Origin of the sequence: Pseudonocardia spirodelae (assembly GCF_037727765.1) — a bacterium.
Taxonomy (GTDB): domain Bacteria; phylum Actinomycetota; class Actinomycetes; order Mycobacteriales; family Pseudonocardiaceae; genus Pseudonocardia; species Pseudonocardia spirodelae.
In genome coordinates this window covers 319,159-337,970 of sequence record NZ_JBBJUP010000002.1, presented here as the reverse complement: position 1 = coordinate 337,970, position 18,812 = coordinate 319,159, and the positions used below count along the sequence as shown (strand labels likewise).

Here is an 18,812-nt window from a genome sequence, read left to right as displayed (position 1 = left end):
GCCCGAGATGACCGACTACGTCGACGCGGGCGAAGCGATCCCGCACGTACAGCTCAGCAACGTCAGGGGCGAGGCCCCCGCCACCGGCAACGTGGACCACGACCGGATCAAGGGCGCCCGCTCCGAACCGCAGAACTGGCTCACCTACTACGGCACCTACGACGGCCAGCGCTACAGCGAGCTCGACCAGATCGACAAGGAGACGGTGCGCCGGCTGGCTCCGGCGTGGGTGTTCCAGGCCGGCGCGGTGGGCATGCAGTCCGGCGCCTCGACCTACTCGTTCGAGGCGTCCCCGATCGTCGTCGAGGGCGTCATGTACGTCTCCGGGCCCGACGGGCGCGCCTGGGCGATCGACGCGCGGACCGGCGAGGAGCTCTGGCGCTACAAGCACGCCTCGCCCTACGACGTGTCGCTGTGCTGCGGCAACGTCAACCGCGGCGTCGCCGTCGGGCACGGCAAGGTCTACATGTACACGCTCAACGCGCACATCATCGCGCTCGACGCCCGCACCGGGGAGAAGGTCTGGGACACCGTCAACGGTGACGTCCGCGCCGGTGAGAGCGGCTCGGTCGCCCCGCTGATCGTCAAGGACATGGTGATCGTCGGCAGCGCGGGCGGCGAGTTCGGCGTCCGCGGCCACCTCGACGCCTTCGACGCGCACACCGGCGAGCGGCGCTGGCGCTGCTACACCGTGCCGAAGCCGGGCGAGCCCGGCTCGGAGACCTGGCCCGACGACGGCGAGGCCTGGCAGCGCGGGGGCGCGAACTGCTGGGTGACGCCCACCTACGACCCGGAGCTGGAGCTGCTCTACCAGGGCACCGGCAACCCGGCCCCGGACTTCGACGGCGGCGTCCGGCCCGGCGACAACCTCTACACCGACTCGACGGTCGCCGTCGACGTCAACACCGGCCAGATCCGCTGGCACTACCAGTTCACCCCGCACGACCTGTGGGACTACGACTCCACGATGGAGAACGTGCTGTTCGACGCCCCGGACGGGCGCAAGCTGCTCGCCCACGCGGACAAGAACGGCTACTTCTTCGTGCTCGACCGCACCGACGGCGAGCTCGTGCGGGTCTTCCCGTTCGTCGACCGGATCACCTGGGGCGAGATCACGCCCGAGGGCAAGGTGACGCCGAAGATCTACCCGGACGAGGAGGGCGTCCCGGTGCACTTCTGGCCGGGCCCGGCCGGCGGCAAGGAATGGACGCACATGTCCTACAACCCGCAGACCGGGTTGATGTACGTGCCCGTCCAGGAGGTCGGGGCGACCGCGACGCGCCGCCGTCGCGAGTTCAAGGAGTCGATCCCCTACTGGGGCGCCGGCGTCGCCGTCGACATCGAGGACTTCTACGGCTTCGTCGCCGCGATCGACCCGCTGACCGGCGAGGAGAAGTGGCGCTGGGACAACGAGTACCCGATGTGCGCCTCGACGCTGACGACCGCGGGCGGGCTGGTGTTCCAGGGCACGCCGACCGGCGAGTTCGTCGCGCTCGACGCCGCGACCGGCGAGAAGCTCTGGTCCTTCCAGTGCGGCAGCGGGCACCACTCCAGCCCGTCCACGTTCGAGGTGGACGGCCGCCAGTACATCGCCGTGCCGACCGGGTGGGGCGGCTGGGTCGAGGGGTTCCTGCCCGGCCTGCTGGGGGCGGCCGCGGGCGACGCGCTGTTCTGCTTCGCGCTGCCCGAGCAGTAGGACGGCCGCACACCGCGACGGACGACATCCGGAAGGAGGTGACCGCGACATGGAGTCGACCACCGAGTGGGAGGCGCCGGAGTTCGAGGAGATCGGCTGCGCGCCCGAGGTGACGATGTACATCGCCCGTACCGAGGCGTGAGACGACCCGACGGCCGGGGGTGCGCGAACCGCGCGCCCCCGGCCGTCGACACGGGAGGGGTGCGATGAGGATCCGGGTGCTGGGGGCCGCCGCGGGCGGCGGGTTCCCGCAGTGGAACTGCGGCTGTCCGGGCTGCCGGGCGGTCCGCGACGGGACGCGGCCGACGACCCCGCGCACCCAGTCCTCGATCGCGGTCAGTCCCGACGGGGAGCGCTGGTGGCTGGTCAACGCCTCCCCCGACGTCCGCACCCAGCTCGCCGACACCCCCGCCCTGCACCCGACCGGCGACCGGACCACACCGTTGCGGGGCGTCCTGCTGACCGACGCCGAGATCGACCACACCCTGGGCCTGGTCCTGCTGCGCGAGGGCCGCGGTGTGCACGTGCACGCCACCGCCGCGACGGAGCGGACCCTGCGCACCGGGACGGGGCTGCTCACCACCCTGGAGCGCTTCTGCCCGGTGACCTGGACCGAGGTGGTCCCGGGAGCGGAGCGCGACCTCGGCGGGCTCGTCTACCGGGCGTTCGACGCCCCCACCGCCAAGCACGACCGGTTCGCGCCCCCGCCGGCCGGACCGGGCACCGGCACCGACGGCACCGGCCGCGTCGTGGGGTACCGGTTCACCGACCCCGCGACCGGACGGTTCGCCGTCCATCTCCCGGGCGTGCAGGAGCTGACCCCCGCGGTGCTCGCCGAGATCGACGGGGCCGACCTGCTGCTCGTCGACGGCACGACCTGGCACGACGACGAGATGGTCCGGCTCGGGCTGGCGGCCAGGACCGCGCACGACATGGGACACCTGCACGTCGGCGGCCCCGGTGGGAGTCTGGAGCGGCTGAGCGGGCTGCGCGTGGGCCGCACGGTGTACGTGCACGTCAACAACACCAACCCGATGCTGCTGGACGACTCCGACGAACGCGCCGAGGTGGAGAAGGCCGGCGCCCTCGTCGGGTACGACGGTCTGGAACTGGAGGTCTGAGTGACCACGTCCGACGCACTCGCCGAACGGCTGCGCGCGCACGCCGCGCAGTACCACAGCGCGCACCCGTTCCACGTCCGCATGAACGACGGCACCCTGACCCCCGACCAGATCCGCGGCTGGGTCGCGAACCGCTTCGCCTACCAGGAGGCGATCCCGGTCAAGGACGCCGCGATCCTGTCCCGCTGCCCCGACGTCGCGGTCCGGCGGCGCTGGATCCGGCGGATCACCGACCACGACGGGACGGCCGAGGACGGCCCGGACAGCGGCGGCATCGAGGCCTGGCTGCGGCTCGGCGAGGCCTGCGGGCTCACCCGCGGGGAGATCACCGACCACCGTCACGTGCAGCCCGGCGTGCGCTTCGCCGTCGACGCCTACGTCACCTTCGCCCGGACGAAGCCGTGGGTCGAGGCGGTCGCCTCGTCGCTGACCGAGCTGTTCGCGCCCGACCTGATGGCCGAGCGGCTGGCCGCGTTCGAGAAGTACTACACCTGGATCGACCCGGCCGGGCTGCAGTACTTCCGCAACCGGCTGTTCCAGGCGCCCCGCGACTCCGAGCACGCGCTCGAGGTCGTCCTGGCGCACTGCCGCACCCCGCAGGAGCAGGACGCCGCGGAGGCCGCGCTGTCGTTCAAGTGCGACGTCCTCTGGGCGGTCATGGATGCGATCGACCATGCCTACGCGTGACACCGCGGCCGGAGCCGCGAAGGTCCCCCCGCAGCGCCGCGGCGACGGCGCGGGCCGGCTGCCCGTCGTCACCGGGGAGTCCCGGCCCCGGCTGGGCCGGCACGTGCGGATGCGGCCGGACCGCCCGACCGGCGGATGGGTGCTGCTCGGGCCGGAGACCGTCGTCGTGCTGAACCGGACCGGGCACGCGGTGCTGCGGCTGTGCGACGGGCAGCGCACCGTCGACGAGGTCGTCGCCGCGCTGGTCGCCGACTTCGACGAGGCCGACGCGCTCACCGTGGGCGACCAGGTCCGCGACTACCTGGGCCGGCTCGCGGCCCGCAACCTGGTGGCCCTCGGATGACCGCCGCCCCGCGCCCGTTCGGGCTGCTCGCCGAGCTCACCTACCGGTGCCCGCTGGCGTGCGCGTACTGCTCGAACCCGATCGAGCTCGCCCGCTACGACGACGAGCTGAGCACCGCCGAGTGGCAGCGCGTGTTCACCGAGGCCGCCGCGATGGGCGTGCTGCAGTGCCACCTGTCCGGCGGTGAGCCGCTGCTGCGCCGCGACCTGCCCGAGCTGGTCCGCACCGCGTCCGGCCTGGGCATGTACACCAACCTGGTCACCAGCGCGATGGGCCTGTCCCGCCCGCGCGCGGAGGCGCTGCGCGCGGCGGGCCTGGACCACGTGCAGGTCAGCGTGCAGGCCGACGAGCCCGCCACCTCCGACCGCATCGCCGGGATCCGCTCGTTCGACCGGAAGCTCGAGGCGTGCCGGCTGGTGCGCGAGCTGGGCTGGCCGCTGACGGTGAACGTGGTGCTGCACCGGCAGAACATCGACCGGATCGGCGCGATCGTCGACCTGGTCGAGCGGCTCGGCGCGGACCGGGTGGAGCTCGCCAACACCCAGTACTACGGCTGGGCGTGGCGCAACCGCACGGCGCTGCTGCCGACACGCGAGCAGCTCGACCGGGCCGAGGAGGTCGTCACCGCGGCCCGGGCCCGGCTCGCGGGCCGGATGGAGGTCGTGCACGTGCTGCCGGACTACTACTCGGCGTACCCGAAGCCGTGCATGGGCGGGTGGGCGCAGCGGCAGCTGACCGTCGCACCGGACGGCGACGCACTCCCCTGCCCGGCCGCGCAGACCCTGCCGCTGCCGCGGGCCTCGGTGCGCGACACCGGCCTGGCCGAGATCTGGACCTCGGCCCCGCTGTTCACCGCCTACCGCGGCGAGGGCTGGATGCAGGAGCCGTGCCGCACCTGCGACCGGCGCGAGGTGGACCTCGGCGGCTGCCGCTGCCAGGCGTTCCAGCTCACCGGCGACGCCGCGGCCACCGACCCGGTCTGCCACCTCTCCCCGCACCACGACCTGGTGACCGACGCGGTCGCCCGGGCGAACGGGCCGGAGCCGGTGGACGTCGAGCTCGTCCCCCGCCCGCACCGCTGACGCGCCGCACCCGGACACGACGGCGGACCGGGCACGGACGCCTCCGTCGTGGACCGTGCCGCGGGCACCGGCACGCTCCCGGACGGCGCGGCGGCGTCCCGCCCCCGGTCAGTCCGCGTCGGCGGGCACCACCCCGAACACCGCGAAGCTGACGATCCAGTACACGACGTAGGCGCCGAGCAGCACGACGCCGTGCCAGCGGCGCAGCCGCCCGCTCCACAGCGCCCAGGTCGAGAACGCGACCAGGACGACGAGCGCGGGCAGGTGCCAGACGAACACGTCCGGGGTCACCTCGATCTCCCCGCCGGCGAGCACGATGATGCCGAGCTTGGCCGTCACCGAGAACACGACCGACCCGATCACGTTGCCGATGCCGATCAGCGGCGCGCCGCGCCGGGCCGGCTCGACGGTGAGGAAGATGTCCTCCAGGGTCAGCACGAGCGTCGCGATCGTCGCGCCGAACACGGTGCCCGCGAGGCCGTAGTCCTCCAGGATCCCCTCGGTGCCCTCGGTCATCACCCAGGCGCCCACCACGAGCCCCACCAGCGCGAGCAGGGCCAGCCCGAGCAGCGCCCAGCCGGGCAGGTGCCGCTTGGAGGTGATCGTCATGTCCCCGGTGCGGGACAGGTCGTCCGAGGCCGTGCCGCCGCGCCCGGCGTGCTCGAGCACCTCCGAGTCGCGGAACGTCGCCACCGACCGGGTCCGCTCGCGCACGGCGACGTAGGCCACGAACGCGACGAACAGCGCCACCAGCAGCACCGCCACCACGGTGCCGATCTCGCCGACGAAGGCCAGCCCGACCAGGATCAGCGGGGACACCGCGAAGATCACCAGGTAGTCCTTGGGCACCACGACCCGGCACGGCACGATCAGCGCCGCGAGCGCGAGCACGACACCGACCATCGAGATCACCGTGCCGAACACGACGCCGAGCGCGACGTCCTCGAGCCCCTCCAGGTTGAGCGCGACGCCGAACACGAGGTCGTCGAACTCGATTCCGGTGAAGATGACGGCGAGCAGGAACACCGATATGGCGAGGCCGCGCGCGGCGCCGACCAGATAGGTGATCAGTTTCTCGGCGCTGTAGATCAGGAGCGCGGCGCCTGCGGCGAAAATCAGGATCGACGTCATCGTCGGTCGCGGCCTTCCCCACCGGACCGGGACCTCCACTGCGCGTACCGGCCGGCGACATCGTGGTGTGCGGGCACGCGAGAACGGGACCCCCCGTTCGTGATCCGCGTCGCGACCGATCGTCGCAAACACGGCACGCAGAAAACCAGAGTTGATTTCCGCGGCATTCCGGAGCACCATGGCCCCCTCGTGATACGGATCACTTCCGGCACCGTGACATGTGGACGTCCGATCCGGACGGGCCGCGTCAGCGCAGGTGCGGTGCGTCCCAGAACCGGTGGTCCGTCGCGCCGTCGCCGGTGTCCTCGGGGGCGGGTGGCGGACCGGCGAGCAGCCGGCGCAGGTAGTCGGCCACCCCCGTCGCGACGCGGCGGCGCTCGTCCTCGTCCGGCCCGGCGACCACGACCTGCCCGGGCTCGCCGCCCGGCTCCGGCACCGTGTCGACGGCCAGGGCGTTGCCGCCGCCGTCGACCGCCAGCGGCCACCAGCCCGGGTCCCAGTAGCGGGCCCGCACCGGGTCCCCCTCCCGCACGGTGACGTGGCCGTGGTCCCAGTCCTCGACGACGTCGAGCCAGCCGCGGTACTGCACGACGGCCTCGTCGAGCGGCAGGAAGCGGTAGGTCGCGGGGAAGATGCTCGTCGCCACCTCGGGGTGGGGCCCGGGGGCACGCGGATGGTCGTTCCACTGGCCGTCGGCGAGCCCGTAGAGCGCGGCCAGGGCGGGCGGGAACGGGGCCCCGAACACGGCCTCCGCGGCCGCGACGGCCTCCGGCGGGGCCGGCGGGCGGACGTTGGCGGTGGCCGGGAACCCGGCCCCGTCGAGCATGCGCAGCCAGGCGGTCCAGACCTCGGGGAGACCGGCCGCGGGCGGGAGTGGGTCGCTCACGGCGCCAGCCTCGCACGGCGAGACGGGCCCCGGGCGCGGACCGCGGAACCCTCTGGCAGGGTCGTGGCGCATCCGAGCCTCCTCCCCGTCCGGCCGGAGGAGCACGTCCCCCAGGAGGGTCTCCCGTGACCGCACCGCAGAAGCCCGCCGTCGAGATCGTCGACGGCCCGCTGCCCACCGACCTGGTGGCCGAGGACCTCACCGTCGGCGACGGCCCCGAGGCCAAGCCGGGCGACACCGTCGCCGTGCACTACGTCGGGGTCTCCCAGTCCACCGGGCGCGAGTTCGACAACTCCTACGACCGCGGCCAGCCCCTGCAGTTCGGCCTCGGCGCCGGCCAGGTCATCTCGGGCTGGGACACCGGCGTCGCCGGGATGCGGGTCGGCGGCCGCCGCCGGCTGGTCATCCCGCCGCACCTGGGCTACGGCGCCCGCGGCGCGGGCGGCGTCATCGCCCCGAACGAGACGCTGATCTTCGTGTGCGACCTGATGGGTGTCGGCTGAGCACCCTGCTCCTGGTCTCCGACACCCACCACCCGGCCCGGGGAGGCGCCCACCCGGGCGGCCTGCCCGGGCCGGTGTGGGACGCGGTCGACGCGGCCGACGTCGTCGTGCACGCCGGGGACTGGTGCAGCACCGACCTGCTGGACCGCCTGGAGCGGCGCGCGGCCCGGCTGCTGGCCTGCTGGGGCAACAACGACGGCGCCGACCTGCGTGCCCGCCTGCCGGAGACCGCCCGCGCCACGATCGGCGGCGTCCGCGTCGCCGTCACCCACGAGACCGGGGCGACCCAGGGCCGGGAGCGGCGGGCGCGGCGCGACCACCCGGAGGCGGACCTGCTGGTCTTCGGGCACTCCCACGTCCCGTGGGACTCCCACGCGGACGGGCTGCGGCTGCTCAACCCGGGCTCGCCCACCGACCGGCGGCGGATGCCGACGTTCACGTGGATGACCCTCACCCTGCACGACGGCGTCGTCGACGACGTCGTGCTGCACCATCTGGAGCCCTGACCGGCGGGGCGTCCCGGCCCCGTCGTGCCCCGTCGCCCCGCCACGGGCGGGTGGCGCCTCGGGTCAGCGGCCGGTCGGCCGGTGCAGGTAGCGCCCGACCGGCTCGCCGACGACCTTGCCGCCGTCGAAGATGCGGTGTCCCCGCAGGAACGTGGTCTCGACGGTCGCGCCGATCTCCATCCCGCGGAACGGCGTGTACTCCTGGGTGGACTCCGATGCCGACGGGTCGACCACGAAGGACCGGCCGGGGTCGACCAGCGCGATGTCGGCGTCGAACCCGGGGGCGATGTCGCCCTTGGTGGGCAGCCCGAGGCGCCGGGCCGGGTTGGTGGACACCAGCTCCGCGACCCGCGACATCGACAGGCCGCGCCTGCGGCCCTCCCCGACGAGGCCGGGCAGCAGGTACTCCGTGCCGCCGAAGCCGGACTTCGCGGCGAACACGTCGTCGCGGTCCTCGCCGAACTTCTTCTCCTCCTTGCAGCAGGCGTGGTCGGACACGACCCAGCTGACGTCGCCGGCGAGCAGGTGCTCCCAGAGCTTCTCGACGTCGGCGCGGGGCCGCAGCGGCGGGTTGACCTTGCCGCCGATCCCGTCGGCGGTGGTGACGTCGGCGAGCAGGTGCCCGATGGTGACCTCGCGCCGGAAGTCGACGTGCGGGAAGGCGCGGGCCATCAGCATCGCCGCCTCCATCGCCTTGGCCGAGGACAGGTGCAGCAGGTTGATCGTGGGCAGCCCGGTCTCGTGCGCGAGGTAGGACGCGATGGTCACCGCCAGGCCCTCGGAGTGCGGCGGGCGCGACGCGCTGTAGGCCTCCAGCCCGGACAGCTCGCCCGCCTCCTCGACCAGCCGGGTGTAGGCCGTCATGATCTCGGCGGTCTCGCAGTGCAGCGACAGCGAGATCTGGTCGGCGATCTCCGGGTTCGCCTCGCGCGCGGCCTGGATGCCGCGCATCACGAACTCGAAGTGCGCGATGTCGTAGCGCTCCCCCTCGGGGATCATCAGGAAGTCGCTCTGGTCGGTGGAGCGCCCGTGCAGGCCGTGGCTCCCGTAGAACATGAAGATCTTGAACGAGGTGACGCCGTGGTCGCGGACCAGCGCCGGGATCTCGTCGATGTGGGAGGACTGCATCGGGGCCAGGTGGAACGCGTAGTCCACGTGGGACCGGCCCTCGGCGGCGGCGAGCATCTCGGGGAACACCTCGGAGTAGGGGCCGCCGCGGTTGAGGTAGTACTGCCCGGTCCGCATGTAGGTCAGCGACGTCGTGACGCCGCCCTGCGCGCACGCCCGGCTCTCGGTCGTGGTGTCGTCGGACAGCGGGTTGTAGATGCCCCAGTGCTGGTGGGCGTCGACGACGCCGGGGAAGGCGAGCAGGCCGCGCCCCTCGTGCACCTCGGTGCCCTCGCCGGCCGCGAGCCCGGGCCCGACCTCGGACACCAGGCCACCGGTGACGGCGATGTCGGCGGCGACCGGCTCGCCGCCGCCGGGACGGACGACGCGGACGTCGCGGATGATCAGGTCGGGTCGGGTCATCGTGCACCTTCCGGGGCGTGGGGACGGGCGGCGGGGACCGGCCGGGCGAGGTGCCCGGCGGCGAGGTAGGAGAGGCCGAGGGCGGCCAGCAGGCCGTTGCCCGCCAGGTAGCCGGCGGCCCCGTGGCCGGAGATGCCGGCGGCGGCACCGCCGGCGGCGTACAGGCCGGGGACGGGCGCCCCGGCGGTGTCGAGCACGCGGGCGTGCTCGTCGACGAGCAGCCCGCCCTGGGTGTGGAACAGCGCCGGGACGATCTCGACGGCGCGCAGCGGCGCCCGTAGCGCCACCACGCCGGAGCGGCCGTGGACGTCGACGCCCGCGCCGCCCGCGCCGCCCGCGACCCGGGCCAGCGCGTCGAGCTCCGCCTCCAGGGCCGCGGCGGGGACGCCGAGCACCCGCGCGAGACCGGCCGCGGAGTCCGCGGTGCGCACGGCGCCGGCGTCGAGGACGTCCTGGTAGTCGCGGAAGGACCGGCAGAGCCCGTCGATGCGCTCGTCGAGCACCATCCAGCCGCGCCCGCCGGGGCGGGCCGCCAGCTCGGCGGCGAACTCGGAGTAGCCGCGGGTCTCGTCGCCGAAGCGGCGGCCCCCGGTGTCGACGACGACCGCGCCGTGCATGACCGCGGCCCAGGTCACCAGCGTCCGTGCGGCGGCCGAGAGGGCGGCGTGGCCCTGGTAGGCGTCGAGGTAGCCGGTGGCGGCCCCGAGCCCGGCGCCGATGCGCAGCGCGTCGCCGCGGGAGTGCTCGCCGCCGTGGTAGGTCGCCCCGGCGATCTCCGGCAGGTGGGTGCCGACCAGCCCGGGGTCCGCGCCGTAGCCGTTGGTGGCCAGCAGGACCGCGCGGGCGGTGATCTCCTCGTGCTGCCCGTCCGGGTTCGCGACGACCGCGCACACCGTGCCGCCCGGCCGCGGGCGGACCTCCACGAGCCGGGCCGGGACGAGCAGGTCGACCCGGTCGGCGTCCTCGGCGGCGTCGGCGAGGTGGCGCAGCAGTGCGGCGCCGTGCCGCCCGGGCAGGCTGTGCACCCGCGGGACCGAGTGGCCGGGGTAGGCGAAGTCGGTCGGCAGCTCGACCGGGACACCGACGTGGTCGGCCAGCCACTCGACGAGCTCGGCGCCGACGTGCGCGAGCGCGGAGGCGATCCGCACGTCGGCGGTGCCCCCGGTCTTGCGCGCCACGTCGTCGAGGAAGCGCTGCGGGGAGTCGGTGATCCCGGCCGCCCGCTGGAAGCGGGAGCCCGGCCCCGGGACCATCGCCGTCGACATCGAGGTGTTGTTGCCGCGCCGGAAGTTCGGGTCGGTGTCCACCACCAGGACGTCGAGACCCTGCTGCGCGGCGCGGAGCGCGCCGGCCAGGCCGCCGCCCGCACCGGCGACGAGGAGGTCCACGTCGGTCATGCCTGCCCGTCCGTTCTCCATATCGTTCCGCTGAGCGGAACAATTGATCTGTCGTTTCGGACTGCGATGACAGCATTCGACGTGCACATATGCAAGTGCTCGCGTGAATCGCTTGACAATCGAGAGCGTCGACACCCAATCTCGTTCCGTCAGGCGGTACAGCGAGGAGGAACTGTGACCACTGAGACCGCCGGCGGCACGGGCGCCACGGAGCGCGTGGCCGACGTGCTGCTGCTGTTCACCGACGGCCCGCGGACCCTCGGCGTCAGCCGGGTGTCGCGCGAGCTCGGCCTGTCCAAGGCGGTCGTGCACCGGATCCTGCAGTCGCTGACGGGGCGGGGCCTCATCGCCTACGACCCCGGTCTGCGCGAGTACCGGCTGGGCCCCGCCGCGGCGGCGCTGGGGAGCCGGGCGCTGCGCGACTCGGACCTGCGCGCCACGGCGCTGCCGTTCCTGTCCGAGCTGCGCGACCGGCTGCACGAGACGGTCACCGTCAGCGCGAAGGTGCACGGCGGCCGCGTCTACCTCGACCAGGTGGTCGGCACGCACGAGATCACCATGTCCGTCGAGCTCGGACGCCGGTTCCCGCTGCACGCCGGCTCCTCGGGCAAGTGCATGCTCGCCCACTCCGACCCCGCCGAGGTCGAGCGGCTGCTGGAGGGCGAGCTCACCGCGCTCACCCCGGCCACGCCCACCGACCCGCACGCGCTGCGCGCCGAGCTGGAGCGGATCCGCGCGCGCGGGTACGCCACCTCGGCCGGCGAGCGCCAGGGCGACGCCGGGTCGGTCGCCGCCGCCGTGTTCGGGCCCGGCGGGCTCGTCGGCGCGGTCTCGGTGTGCGGGCCCCGCTTCCGGGTCACCGAGGACTTCGTCGAGCGCACCGCGCCCGAACTGCTGGACACCGCCGACCGCATCACCGAGCGCCTGGGCGGGACCGTGCCCGCCCGCGCTCTCGCCACCACCCGCACCACCGCCCTCACCACCGGGAGGACCCCGTGAGCCACGACCGTCCGGCGGCGCTGGAGGGCCTGAAGGTCCTCGACGTCTCGACCCTCTTCGCGGGCCCGCTGTCCGCGACCCTGCTCGCCGACCACGGCGCCGACGTCATCAAGATCGAGCACCCCCGCGGGGACCCGGCCCGCACCCACGGCGCCCAGAAGGACGGCGTCGGCCTCTGGTGGAAGATGCTCGCCCGCAACAAGCGGGCGATCACGCTGGTGCTCTCGACACCGCGCGGGCGCGAGCTGTTCCTCGACCTCGCGGCCGATGCCGACGTCGTCGTCGAGAACTTCCGGCCGGGCACGCTCGAGCGCTGGGGCCTGGGCTGGGAGGAGCTCTCCGCCCGCAACCCCCGGCTGGTGCTGGCCCGGGTCACCGGGTTCGGGCAGACCGGCCCGTACGCGAGCCGCCCGGGCTTCGGCACGCTGGCCGAGGCCATGAGCGGGTTCGCCGCGGTGACCGGCGAGCCGGACGGCCCGCCGACGCTGCCCCCGTTCGGCCTCGCCGACGGCGTCGCCGCGCTGACCACGGCGTTCGGCATCCTCACCGCGCTGCGCGCCCGGGAGACCACCGGCCGCGGGCAGGTGCTCGACACCGCCATCATCGAACCGCTGCTGCACCTGCTCGGACCGGGCCTGATCGCCTACGACCAGCTCGGCGTGCTGCAGCCCCGCACCGGGAACCGCTCCACGAACAACGCACCGCGCAACACCTACCGCTGCGCCGACGGCCGCTGGGTCGCGGTGTCCACCAGTGCCCAGTCCATCGCCGAGCGCGTCATGCACCTGGTCGGGGCGCCGGAGATGATCGACCAGCCCTGGTTCGCCGGGGGGTCGGGACGGGCCGAGCACGTCGAGGAGCTCGACGCGGCGGTCGGCTCCTGGATCGCGGAGCGCGACCGCGACGAGGTCGTCGCGGCCTTCGAGAAGGCCGAGGCCGCCGTGGCGCCGGTCTACACCGCCGCCGACGTGCTCGACGACCCGCACTTCCGGGCCCTGGGCAGCATCGTCACCATCGACGACGACGAGCTGGGCCCGGTCCGCTTCCAGAACACCCCCTTCCGGCTCTCGGAGACCCCCGGGTCGGTGCGCACGACCGGACCGCGGCTCGGCGCGCACACCGCGGACGTGCTGGGCGGGCTCGGCGTCGGCGCCGACGAGCTGGCCCGGCTGCGCGAGCAGGGGGTCGTGTGAGCGGCCCGGGACGCGCCCGAAGCTGGCTCTACGTCCCCGGCCACCGCCCCGACCTCGTCCGCAAGGCCCTCGACGGACCGGCCGACGCGGTCGTCGTCGACCTCGAGGACGCCGTGCCGGCGGCGGCGAAGGAGCGGGCCCGCGCGACCGCGGTGGCGGTCTGCGGGACCGACCCCGGCCGCGTCTGGGTGCGGCTCAACGGGGCGGGCACCCCCTGGGCCGAGGACGACGCCGCCGCGCTCGCCGGCCGGGCGGTCGCCGGGCTGCGCGTGCCGAAGGCGGAGGACCCCGCCGCGGTCGCCGCGCTCGCGGAGCGGACCGGCGCGCCGCTGCACCTGCTCGTCGAGAGCGCCCGCGGGCTGCGGGCCGCCTTCGACCTCGCCGCCTGCCACCCCCTGGTGGCCGGTGTCGCTCCGGGCGAGACCGATCTCGCCGCCGACCTGCGCGTGCGCGACCGCGGCGAGCTCGGCTGGGCCCGCGCGCGGATCGTGACCGCGAACCGGGCCGCCGGTCTGGCGAGCCCGGTCGCCAGCGTCTGGACCGACCTCGCCGACACCGCCGGTCTGACCGCGGACTGTCTCGCCCTCCGCGACGGCGGCTTCTTCGGCCGCTCGGTCATCCACCCGTCCCAGATCGGGCCCGTGCACCGGGTGTTCACCCCCGGCCGCGACGAGGTCGAGCGGGCCCGCGCGCTGCTGGCCTCGGTCGGCGCGGGCGGCGACGCGGCCTGGGTCGACGAGCACGGCCGCTTCGTCGACCCGGCGGTCGTCGCCGGGGCCCGCTGGGTGGCCGACCTCGCCGACTCGCTGGCCGGTCACCGGACCGGCCCACCCCTGCACGACGACGAACCGGCCGGCCTCCCGGCCGGGAAGGAGACCTCGTGACCACCTCCACCTCGGCCGGCTCCGGGCTGCTCGACGCGGTCCGGGCCGGGACCCGCGTCATCGAGCTGGGGCACCCGCTCTACACCGGCATGGCCGGCTCGCCGAACCACCCCGGGTTCCGGATGACCCTGGAACGACGCCACGGCGACGCCGTCCGGCCCGACGGCGGCTCGGCGTCGAACGAGGTGATCGTCACCGGCGGGCACACCGGCACGCACGTCGACGCACTCGCCCACGTCAGCCACGACGGCCTGCTGCACGGCGGGGTCGACGCCGCGCAGGCCCAGCGCGGCGGCCGGCACACCGTGCACGGGGCCGAGACGATCCCGCCGATGGTCACCCGGGGGGTGTTCCTCGACGTCGCCGCGGTGCACGGCGTGGACGTGCTCGAACCCGGGTACGGCGTGACCGCCGACGACCTGTCCCGCGCGGCCGAGCGGGCCGGCGCCGAGCCCGGCCCCGGCGACGTGGCGGTGGTCCGGACCGGCTGGGGCAGGCTGTTCGCGGACCCGGTCGCCTACGTCGGCCGCGAGTCCGGCGTCCCCGGCCCGACCGAGGAGGCCGCCCGCTGGCTGGCCGAGCGCCGGGTCGTCGCGACCGGCGCGGACACCACCGCCTACGAGCAGATCCCGCCCGGGGCGGGGCACCGGGTGCTGCCCGTGCACCGCGTCCTGCTGGTCGAGCACGGGATCCACATCATCGAGCACCTGGCCCTGGAGGACGGCGCCGAGGCCGGGCTCGGCGAGTTCCTCGCCGTCGTCACGCCGCTGCGGATCGTGGGCGGGACCGGGGCCCCGGTCCGGCCGGTCGCGGTGGTGCCGGCATGAGCACCACCACCGGGACCCGCACACCGGCCCAGCGGATCGGCGAGGTCGGCGCCGGCCTCGCGGCCCGGGGGGTGCCCGACGACCTGGCCGACGACCTGGTCCGGCGGATCGTCGACGTCGTCGGCAACTCCCTCGCCGCCACCGGCGAGGAACCGGCCGCGATCGCCACGGCCGTCGCGGCCGAGTGGGGCGGGGCGCAGGCGGCGACCGCGATCGGGCTCCCGCAGCGGGTGCCCGCGCCGTCGGCCGCCCTGGTCAACGGCACGCTCGCGCACAGCCTCGACTTCGACGACACGCACCTGCCCTCGGTCCTGCACCCGTCGGCCGCGGTCGTCCCGGCGGCGCTGGCGACCGCCGAGCGCACCGGCGCGGGCGGGCGGGCGCTGCTCGCGGCCGCCGCGGTGGGCATCGAGGTGACCTGCCGCCTGGGCATGGCCGGCTACGACGAGGACCTGGGCAACTCGGTGTTCTTCGAGCACGGCCAGCACGCGACCGCCATCTGCGGGACGGTCGGCGCCGCCGTCGCGTCCGGGATGCTGCAGGGGCTCGACGCCGACCGGCTCACCTCGGTCGTCGGCATCGCCGCCAGCATGGGCGCCGGCGTCATCGAGGCCAACCGCACGGGCGGCACGGTGAAGCGGGTGCACTGCGGCTGGGCGGCGCACGGCGGCGTGGTGGCCGCCGACCTGGCCCGGCACGGCCTGACCGGGCCCCCCACCGTCATCGAGGGCCGGTTCGGGTTCCTCCGGGCCTTCTGCGGGGAGCGGACGCACCCGCAGCGGGTCGTCGACGGGCTCGGCGAGACCTGGGAGACCCCCGGCGTCTTCTTCAAGCCCTACCCGTGCAACCACTTCACCCACGCCGGGGTGGACGCCGCGCTGCGCCTGCGGGCGCAGGGCGTCACCGCCGACGACGTCCGCGGGCTGGTGCTGGGGGTCCCGGCGCCCGTCCTGCGCACCATCGCCGAGCCGCTGGAGGAGAAGCGGCACCCGCGCTCGGGGTACCACGCCGCGTTCTCCGGCCCGTACACCGTGGCCGCGGCGCTGCTGGGCGGCGGCGGGCTCGGCGTGTCCCACGAGGACTTCACCGACGCCGCGGCGGCGGACCCGCGGCGGCTCGACCTGGCCGCGCGGGTCCGCGTCGTCGCCGACGACGAGGCGACCCGCGGGTTCCCGCACCAGTTCCCCGCGGTGCTGACCGCGGAGCTGCACGACGGGACCTCGGTCACCGAACGGGTCCGCGAGAACCGCGGGGGCCCGCAGCGGCCGCTGTCCGCCGACGAGCTCGCGGCCAAGTTCACCACGAACGCCCGGCGGGCGGTCGGCGCCGACACGGCCGAGGCCGTCGTCGCGAGCCTGTGGGACCTGCGCGACGACCGGCCGGTCACCGAGGTGATGGCCGGCATCCGGGCCGCGACGTCGGCCGGCGCACCCGGCTGACACACCCGCACGACGGGCCGCCCCCGCGGGCGGGACCCGGCACCACCTTCCACGGCGACAATGGCGTCCCGCCCGGCTCCGTCCGACGGAGCGGGTGGCTCCGCCGGATTCGAGGCACCCCCATGGGCACACGGTTCCGTTTCGTGACGCTGGGACTGATCGTCGGTCTCATCGTCATCAACTACCTCGACCGCAGCGCGGTCTCCTACGCGGTCGGCCCGCTGGAGTCCGCGTTCGGCATCACGACCGCGCAGTACGGCATCATCAGCTCGGTCTTCTCGGTCGGCTACATGGTGGCCGCCTTCCTGTCCGGCCCGCTGGTCGACCGCTTCGGCTGCCGCCGCGTCCTGCTGGTCGCGGTGGCCCTGTTCTCGGTGACCACCGCGCTCATCCCGGTCGCCGGCTCGTTCGCCGGGCTGCTCGTCGTGCGGCTGCTGCTGGGCGTCGCCGAGGCCCCGGCGTTCCCGGCCGCGACGCGCACGGTGAGCCGGTGGCTCCCGATCCGCGAGCGGGGCGTCGCGCTCGCGCTCTGCGGCGGCGTCGCGGTGTCCGGCAGCCTGCTCGTCGCGGGGCCGCTGCTGACCTGGCTGACCGACCTGGTCGGCTGGCGCGGGATGTTCTGGACCCTCGCCCTGCTCGGCGTGGCCTGGGCGGCGCTCGCGGCGGTGCTGCTGCGCGACCTGCCCGAGGAGTCGCCGCGGGTGGACGCCGCCGAGCGGGCCCTCATCGCCGCGGGCCAGGAGAGCGGGGCCGGCGCCGGACGGGCACCGGTGCGCTGGCGTCCGCTGCTCACCAACCGCAACCTCTGGGTCGTGGCGGGTGGCTACTTCGCCTGGGGGTTCATGTTCTGGGGCTTCATGTACTGGCTGCCCTCGTTCCTGTCCGACGCCTACGGCATGAGCGTCCGCCAGGCCGGTGCGTTCGCGATCGCCCCCTGGGCGGCGGGCATCGTCGGTGCGCTCGCCGGCGGCGTCGTGATCGACCGCATCTACCGTCGCAGCCCGCGCATCCGCACCCGGTTCGCGGTGATGGGGGTCGCGCTGCTGCTGGCGGGGGCCTCGCTGATCCCGCTCGCGGTGGCGCCGACGCTGACCGTCGCGCTGATCTCGATCTCGCTCGGCGTCGGCTTCGGCTTCGTGACCGGCGGCATCTGGTGGGTCGCGTCGATCGACGCGGCCCCGGACCAGCCCGGCAGTGCGGCCGGCTTCGCCGACGCGGCGTTCGCGGCGTCCGGGATCGTCGCGCCCAGCGTGATGGGCTTCATCGTGTCCGGGACGGGCAGCTTCTCCAGCGGCTTCGTCGTGATGGCCGCGCTGGCCGTGGCCGGAGCGCTGCTCATGCTGCTGGTGCCCCGCGAGCCGACCGGCAGCGCCGCGCGGACCGGCGCACCGGCCGGCCGCGCGGCCTGACCGGCCGGGCGCTCAGTCGCCCTTCGGGGCGGAGACGTGGTGGTCGGCCTTCTCGTCCTCCTCGGCGAGCCGGGCCGCCTCCTCCTTGGTCCGGGCCAGCGGCGGCGCGGTGATCGCGCTGCTCTGCTCGGCCAGCTCGGGCCTCATCCGGACCGCGACCAGGCTGGTGACCGTGGTGACCGCCAGGACGCCGACGATGACGGCCAGCGACAGCCCGATCCCGACCTCGGGCACCGGGACCGGCTGCCCGCCGTTGATGAAGGGCAGCTCGTTCTCGTGCAGCGCGTGCAGGGCGAGCTTCACGCCGATGAACGCGAGCAGGACGGCCAGACCGTAGGACAGGAAGACGAGCTTGTTCAGCAGCCCGCCGAGCAGGAAGTAGAGCTGGCGCAGGCCCATGAGTGCGAAGGCGTTCGCGGTGAACACCAGGTACGGCTCCTGGGTCAGGCCGAAGATCGCCGGGATCGAGTCGAGCGCGAACATGATGTCGGTGACGCCGATCGCGATCATCACGATCAGCATCGGGGTCAGCCAGCGCTTGCCGTCGATCCGCACGGTGGTCTTCGCACCGTGGTAGTCGTCGGTCACCGGGAAGGCCTTGCGGACCCAGCGCAGGACCCGGCCCTCCTTCCACTCCTCGTCCTCGCCGCCGGCGGCCTGCTTGACCAGCGAGATCGCGGTGTAGACCAGGAAGGCGGCGAACAGGAAGAACACCCAGCTGAAGCGGTCGATGACCGCGGCACCGGCGGCGATGAAGATGCTCCGCATGATCAGCGCGATGACGATGCCGACCAGCAGCACCCGGTGCTGGTGGACCACCGGCACCTTGAACGCGGACATGATGATGAGGAAGACGAACAGGTTGTCGACCGACAACGAGTACTCGGTCAGGTAGCCCGCGAAGAACTCGCCGGCGTAGGTCCCGCCGGCGAGCAGCCAGACGCCGACACCGAACGCGACCGCGAGCGCCACGTAGAAGACGACCCAGCGGGTCACCTCGCCGAGGGTGACGGCGTGCGGCTTGTGGTCGTTGAGCCACAGGTCCGCGCCGATGACGAGCACGAACCCGACGATGGTGACCAGCCATACCCACAGGGGCACGTTCACGGGGATCCTCCAGACCAGGGCAGCGACAGACGGCCCGAGGTCTCTCCCGCCACGTGCCCTGCGGGCCGGACG

The 18,812-nt window shown here is 74.5% G+C and carries 19 protein-coding genes; 14 read left to right on the top strand and 5 right to left on the bottom strand.

The window, feature by feature from the left end; translation table 11 throughout:
- The first annotated feature begins 7 nt into the window (after positions 1–7).
- The 6 genes from WJX68_RS03905 (at position 8) to pqqE (ending at position 4,929) form a co-directional block, all read left to right on the top strand.
- On the top strand, positions 8–1,696 hold the full coding sequence (locus WJX68_RS03905; RefSeq protein WP_340286176.1) for a pyrroloquinoline quinone-dependent dehydrogenase: 1,689 nt from the start codon (positions 8–10) through the stop codon (positions 1,694–1,696).
- A 49-nt stretch (positions 1,697–1,745) separates the two neighbouring features.
- A complete protein-coding gene (pqqA, locus tag WJX68_RS03900; protein WP_060712366.1) occupies positions 1,746–1,838 on the top strand; it encodes a pyrroloquinoline quinone precursor peptide PqqA in 93 nt (30 codons plus the stop codon).
- A gap of 64 nt (positions 1,839–1,902) precedes the next feature.
- The gene (gene pqqB, locus WJX68_RS03895) at positions 1,903–2,817 is read left to right on the top strand and encodes a pyrroloquinoline quinone biosynthesis protein PqqB (RefSeq protein ID WP_340286175.1); all 915 of its coding nucleotides are present in this window, start codon (positions 1,903–1,905) and stop codon (positions 2,815–2,817) included.
- Positions 2,818–3,504 (top strand): pyrroloquinoline-quinone synthase PqqC, encoded by a 687-nt coding sequence (gene pqqC, locus WJX68_RS03890; RefSeq protein ID WP_340286174.1) that lies wholly within the window; start codon positions 2,818–2,820, stop codon positions 3,502–3,504.
- Positions 3,491–3,847, top strand: coding sequence for a pyrroloquinoline quinone biosynthesis peptide chaperone PqqD (gene pqqD / locus WJX68_RS03885; protein WP_340286173.1), 357 nt, complete (start codon positions 3,491–3,493; stop codon positions 3,845–3,847). Before pqqC ends, pqqD begins: the two co-directional genes overlap by 14 nt.
- The gene (gene pqqE / locus WJX68_RS03880; RefSeq protein WP_340286172.1) at positions 3,844–4,929 is read left to right on the top strand and encodes a pyrroloquinoline quinone biosynthesis protein PqqE; all 1,086 of its coding nucleotides are present in this window, start codon (positions 3,844–3,846) and stop codon (positions 4,927–4,929) included. The genes pqqD and pqqE overlap by 4 nt, the downstream gene beginning before the upstream one ends.
- A 108-nt stretch (positions 4,930–5,037) precedes the next feature.
- Here pqqE and WJX68_RS03875 read toward each other — a convergent pair whose 3' ends face one another.
- On the bottom strand, positions 5,038–6,060 hold the full coding sequence (locus WJX68_RS03875) for a sodium:calcium antiporter (RefSeq protein WP_340286171.1): 1,023 nt from the start codon (positions 6,058–6,060) through the stop codon (positions 5,038–5,040).
- A 247-nt stretch (positions 6,061–6,307) separates the two neighbouring features.
- Positions 6,308–6,946 (bottom strand): SMI1/KNR4 family protein, encoded by a 639-nt coding sequence (locus WJX68_RS03870; RefSeq protein ID WP_340286170.1) that lies wholly within the window; start codon positions 6,944–6,946, stop codon positions 6,308–6,310.
- Between the two features lie 125 nt (positions 6,947–7,071).
- Here WJX68_RS03870 and WJX68_RS03865 point away from each other — a divergent pair, with 125 nt between their 5' ends.
- Positions 7,072–7,449, top strand: a complete 378-nt coding sequence (locus WJX68_RS03865) for an FKBP-type peptidyl-prolyl cis-trans isomerase (RefSeq protein WP_340286169.1) — start codon at positions 7,072–7,074, stop codon at positions 7,447–7,449.
- Positions 7,425–7,955: a metallophosphoesterase family protein gene (locus WJX68_RS03860; RefSeq protein ID WP_340286168.1), complete on the top strand. Its 531-nt coding sequence runs from the start codon at positions 7,425–7,427 to the stop codon at positions 7,953–7,955. Before WJX68_RS03865 ends, WJX68_RS03860 begins: the two co-directional genes overlap by 25 nt.
- 63 nt (positions 7,956–8,018) lie before the next feature.
- Here the strand turns inward: WJX68_RS03860 and WJX68_RS03855 are convergent, their stop codons facing one another.
- Both WJX68_RS03855 and WJX68_RS03850 read right to left on the bottom strand, forming a co-directional pair.
- Positions 8,019–9,485 carry a dihydroorotase gene (locus WJX68_RS03855; RefSeq protein ID WP_340286167.1) on the bottom strand — a complete coding sequence of 489 codons (1,467 nt, stop codon included), beginning with the start codon at positions 9,483–9,485 and terminating at the stop codon, positions 8,019–8,021.
- Positions 9,482–10,882 carry an FAD-dependent oxidoreductase gene (locus tag WJX68_RS03850; RefSeq protein ID WP_340286166.1) on the bottom strand — a complete coding sequence of 467 codons (1,401 nt, stop codon included), beginning with the start codon at positions 10,880–10,882 and terminating at the stop codon, positions 9,482–9,484. Before WJX68_RS03850 ends, WJX68_RS03855 begins: the two co-directional genes overlap by 4 nt.
- A 174-nt stretch (positions 10,883–11,056) precedes the next feature.
- Here WJX68_RS03850 and WJX68_RS03845 point away from each other — a divergent pair, with 174 nt between their 5' ends.
- From WJX68_RS03845 to WJX68_RS03820, 6 genes are all read left to right on the top strand, one after another.
- Positions 11,057–11,881, top strand: coding sequence for an IclR family transcriptional regulator (locus WJX68_RS03845; RefSeq protein ID WP_340286165.1), 825 nt, complete (start codon positions 11,057–11,059; stop codon positions 11,879–11,881).
- Complete coding sequence (locus WJX68_RS03840) at positions 11,878–13,074, top strand: CaiB/BaiF CoA transferase family protein (RefSeq protein WP_340286164.1); 1,197 nt, start codon at positions 11,878–11,880, stop codon at positions 13,072–13,074. Before WJX68_RS03845 ends, WJX68_RS03840 begins: the two co-directional genes overlap by 4 nt.
- Positions 13,071–13,958: an HpcH/HpaI aldolase/citrate lyase family protein gene (locus tag WJX68_RS03835; protein WP_340286163.1), complete on the top strand. Its 888-nt coding sequence runs from the start codon at positions 13,071–13,073 to the stop codon at positions 13,956–13,958. The genes WJX68_RS03840 and WJX68_RS03835 overlap by 4 nt, the downstream gene beginning before the upstream one ends.
- Positions 13,955–14,785: a cyclase family protein gene (locus WJX68_RS03830; protein ID WP_340286162.1), complete on the top strand. Its 831-nt coding sequence runs from the start codon at positions 13,955–13,957 to the stop codon at positions 14,783–14,785. The genes WJX68_RS03835 and WJX68_RS03830 overlap by 4 nt, the downstream gene beginning before the upstream one ends.
- Positions 14,782–16,224 carry an MmgE/PrpD family protein gene (locus tag WJX68_RS03825; protein ID WP_340286161.1) on the top strand — a complete coding sequence of 481 codons (1,443 nt, stop codon included), beginning with the start codon at positions 14,782–14,784 and terminating at the stop codon, positions 16,222–16,224. Before WJX68_RS03830 ends, WJX68_RS03825 begins: the two co-directional genes overlap by 4 nt.
- Positions 16,225–16,367: 143 nt before the next feature.
- Positions 16,368–17,633 carry an MFS transporter gene (locus tag WJX68_RS03820; RefSeq protein ID WP_340286160.1) on the top strand — a complete coding sequence of 422 codons (1,266 nt, stop codon included), beginning with the start codon at positions 16,368–16,370 and terminating at the stop codon, positions 17,631–17,633.
- Positions 17,634–17,645: 12 nt separating this feature from the next.
- Here WJX68_RS03820 and WJX68_RS03815 read toward each other — a convergent pair whose 3' ends face one another.
- On the bottom strand, positions 17,646–18,740 hold the full coding sequence (locus WJX68_RS03815) for a TerC family protein (protein WP_340286159.1): 1,095 nt from the start codon (positions 18,738–18,740) through the stop codon (positions 17,646–17,648).
- Between the last annotated feature and the right edge of the window lie 72 nt (positions 18,741–18,812).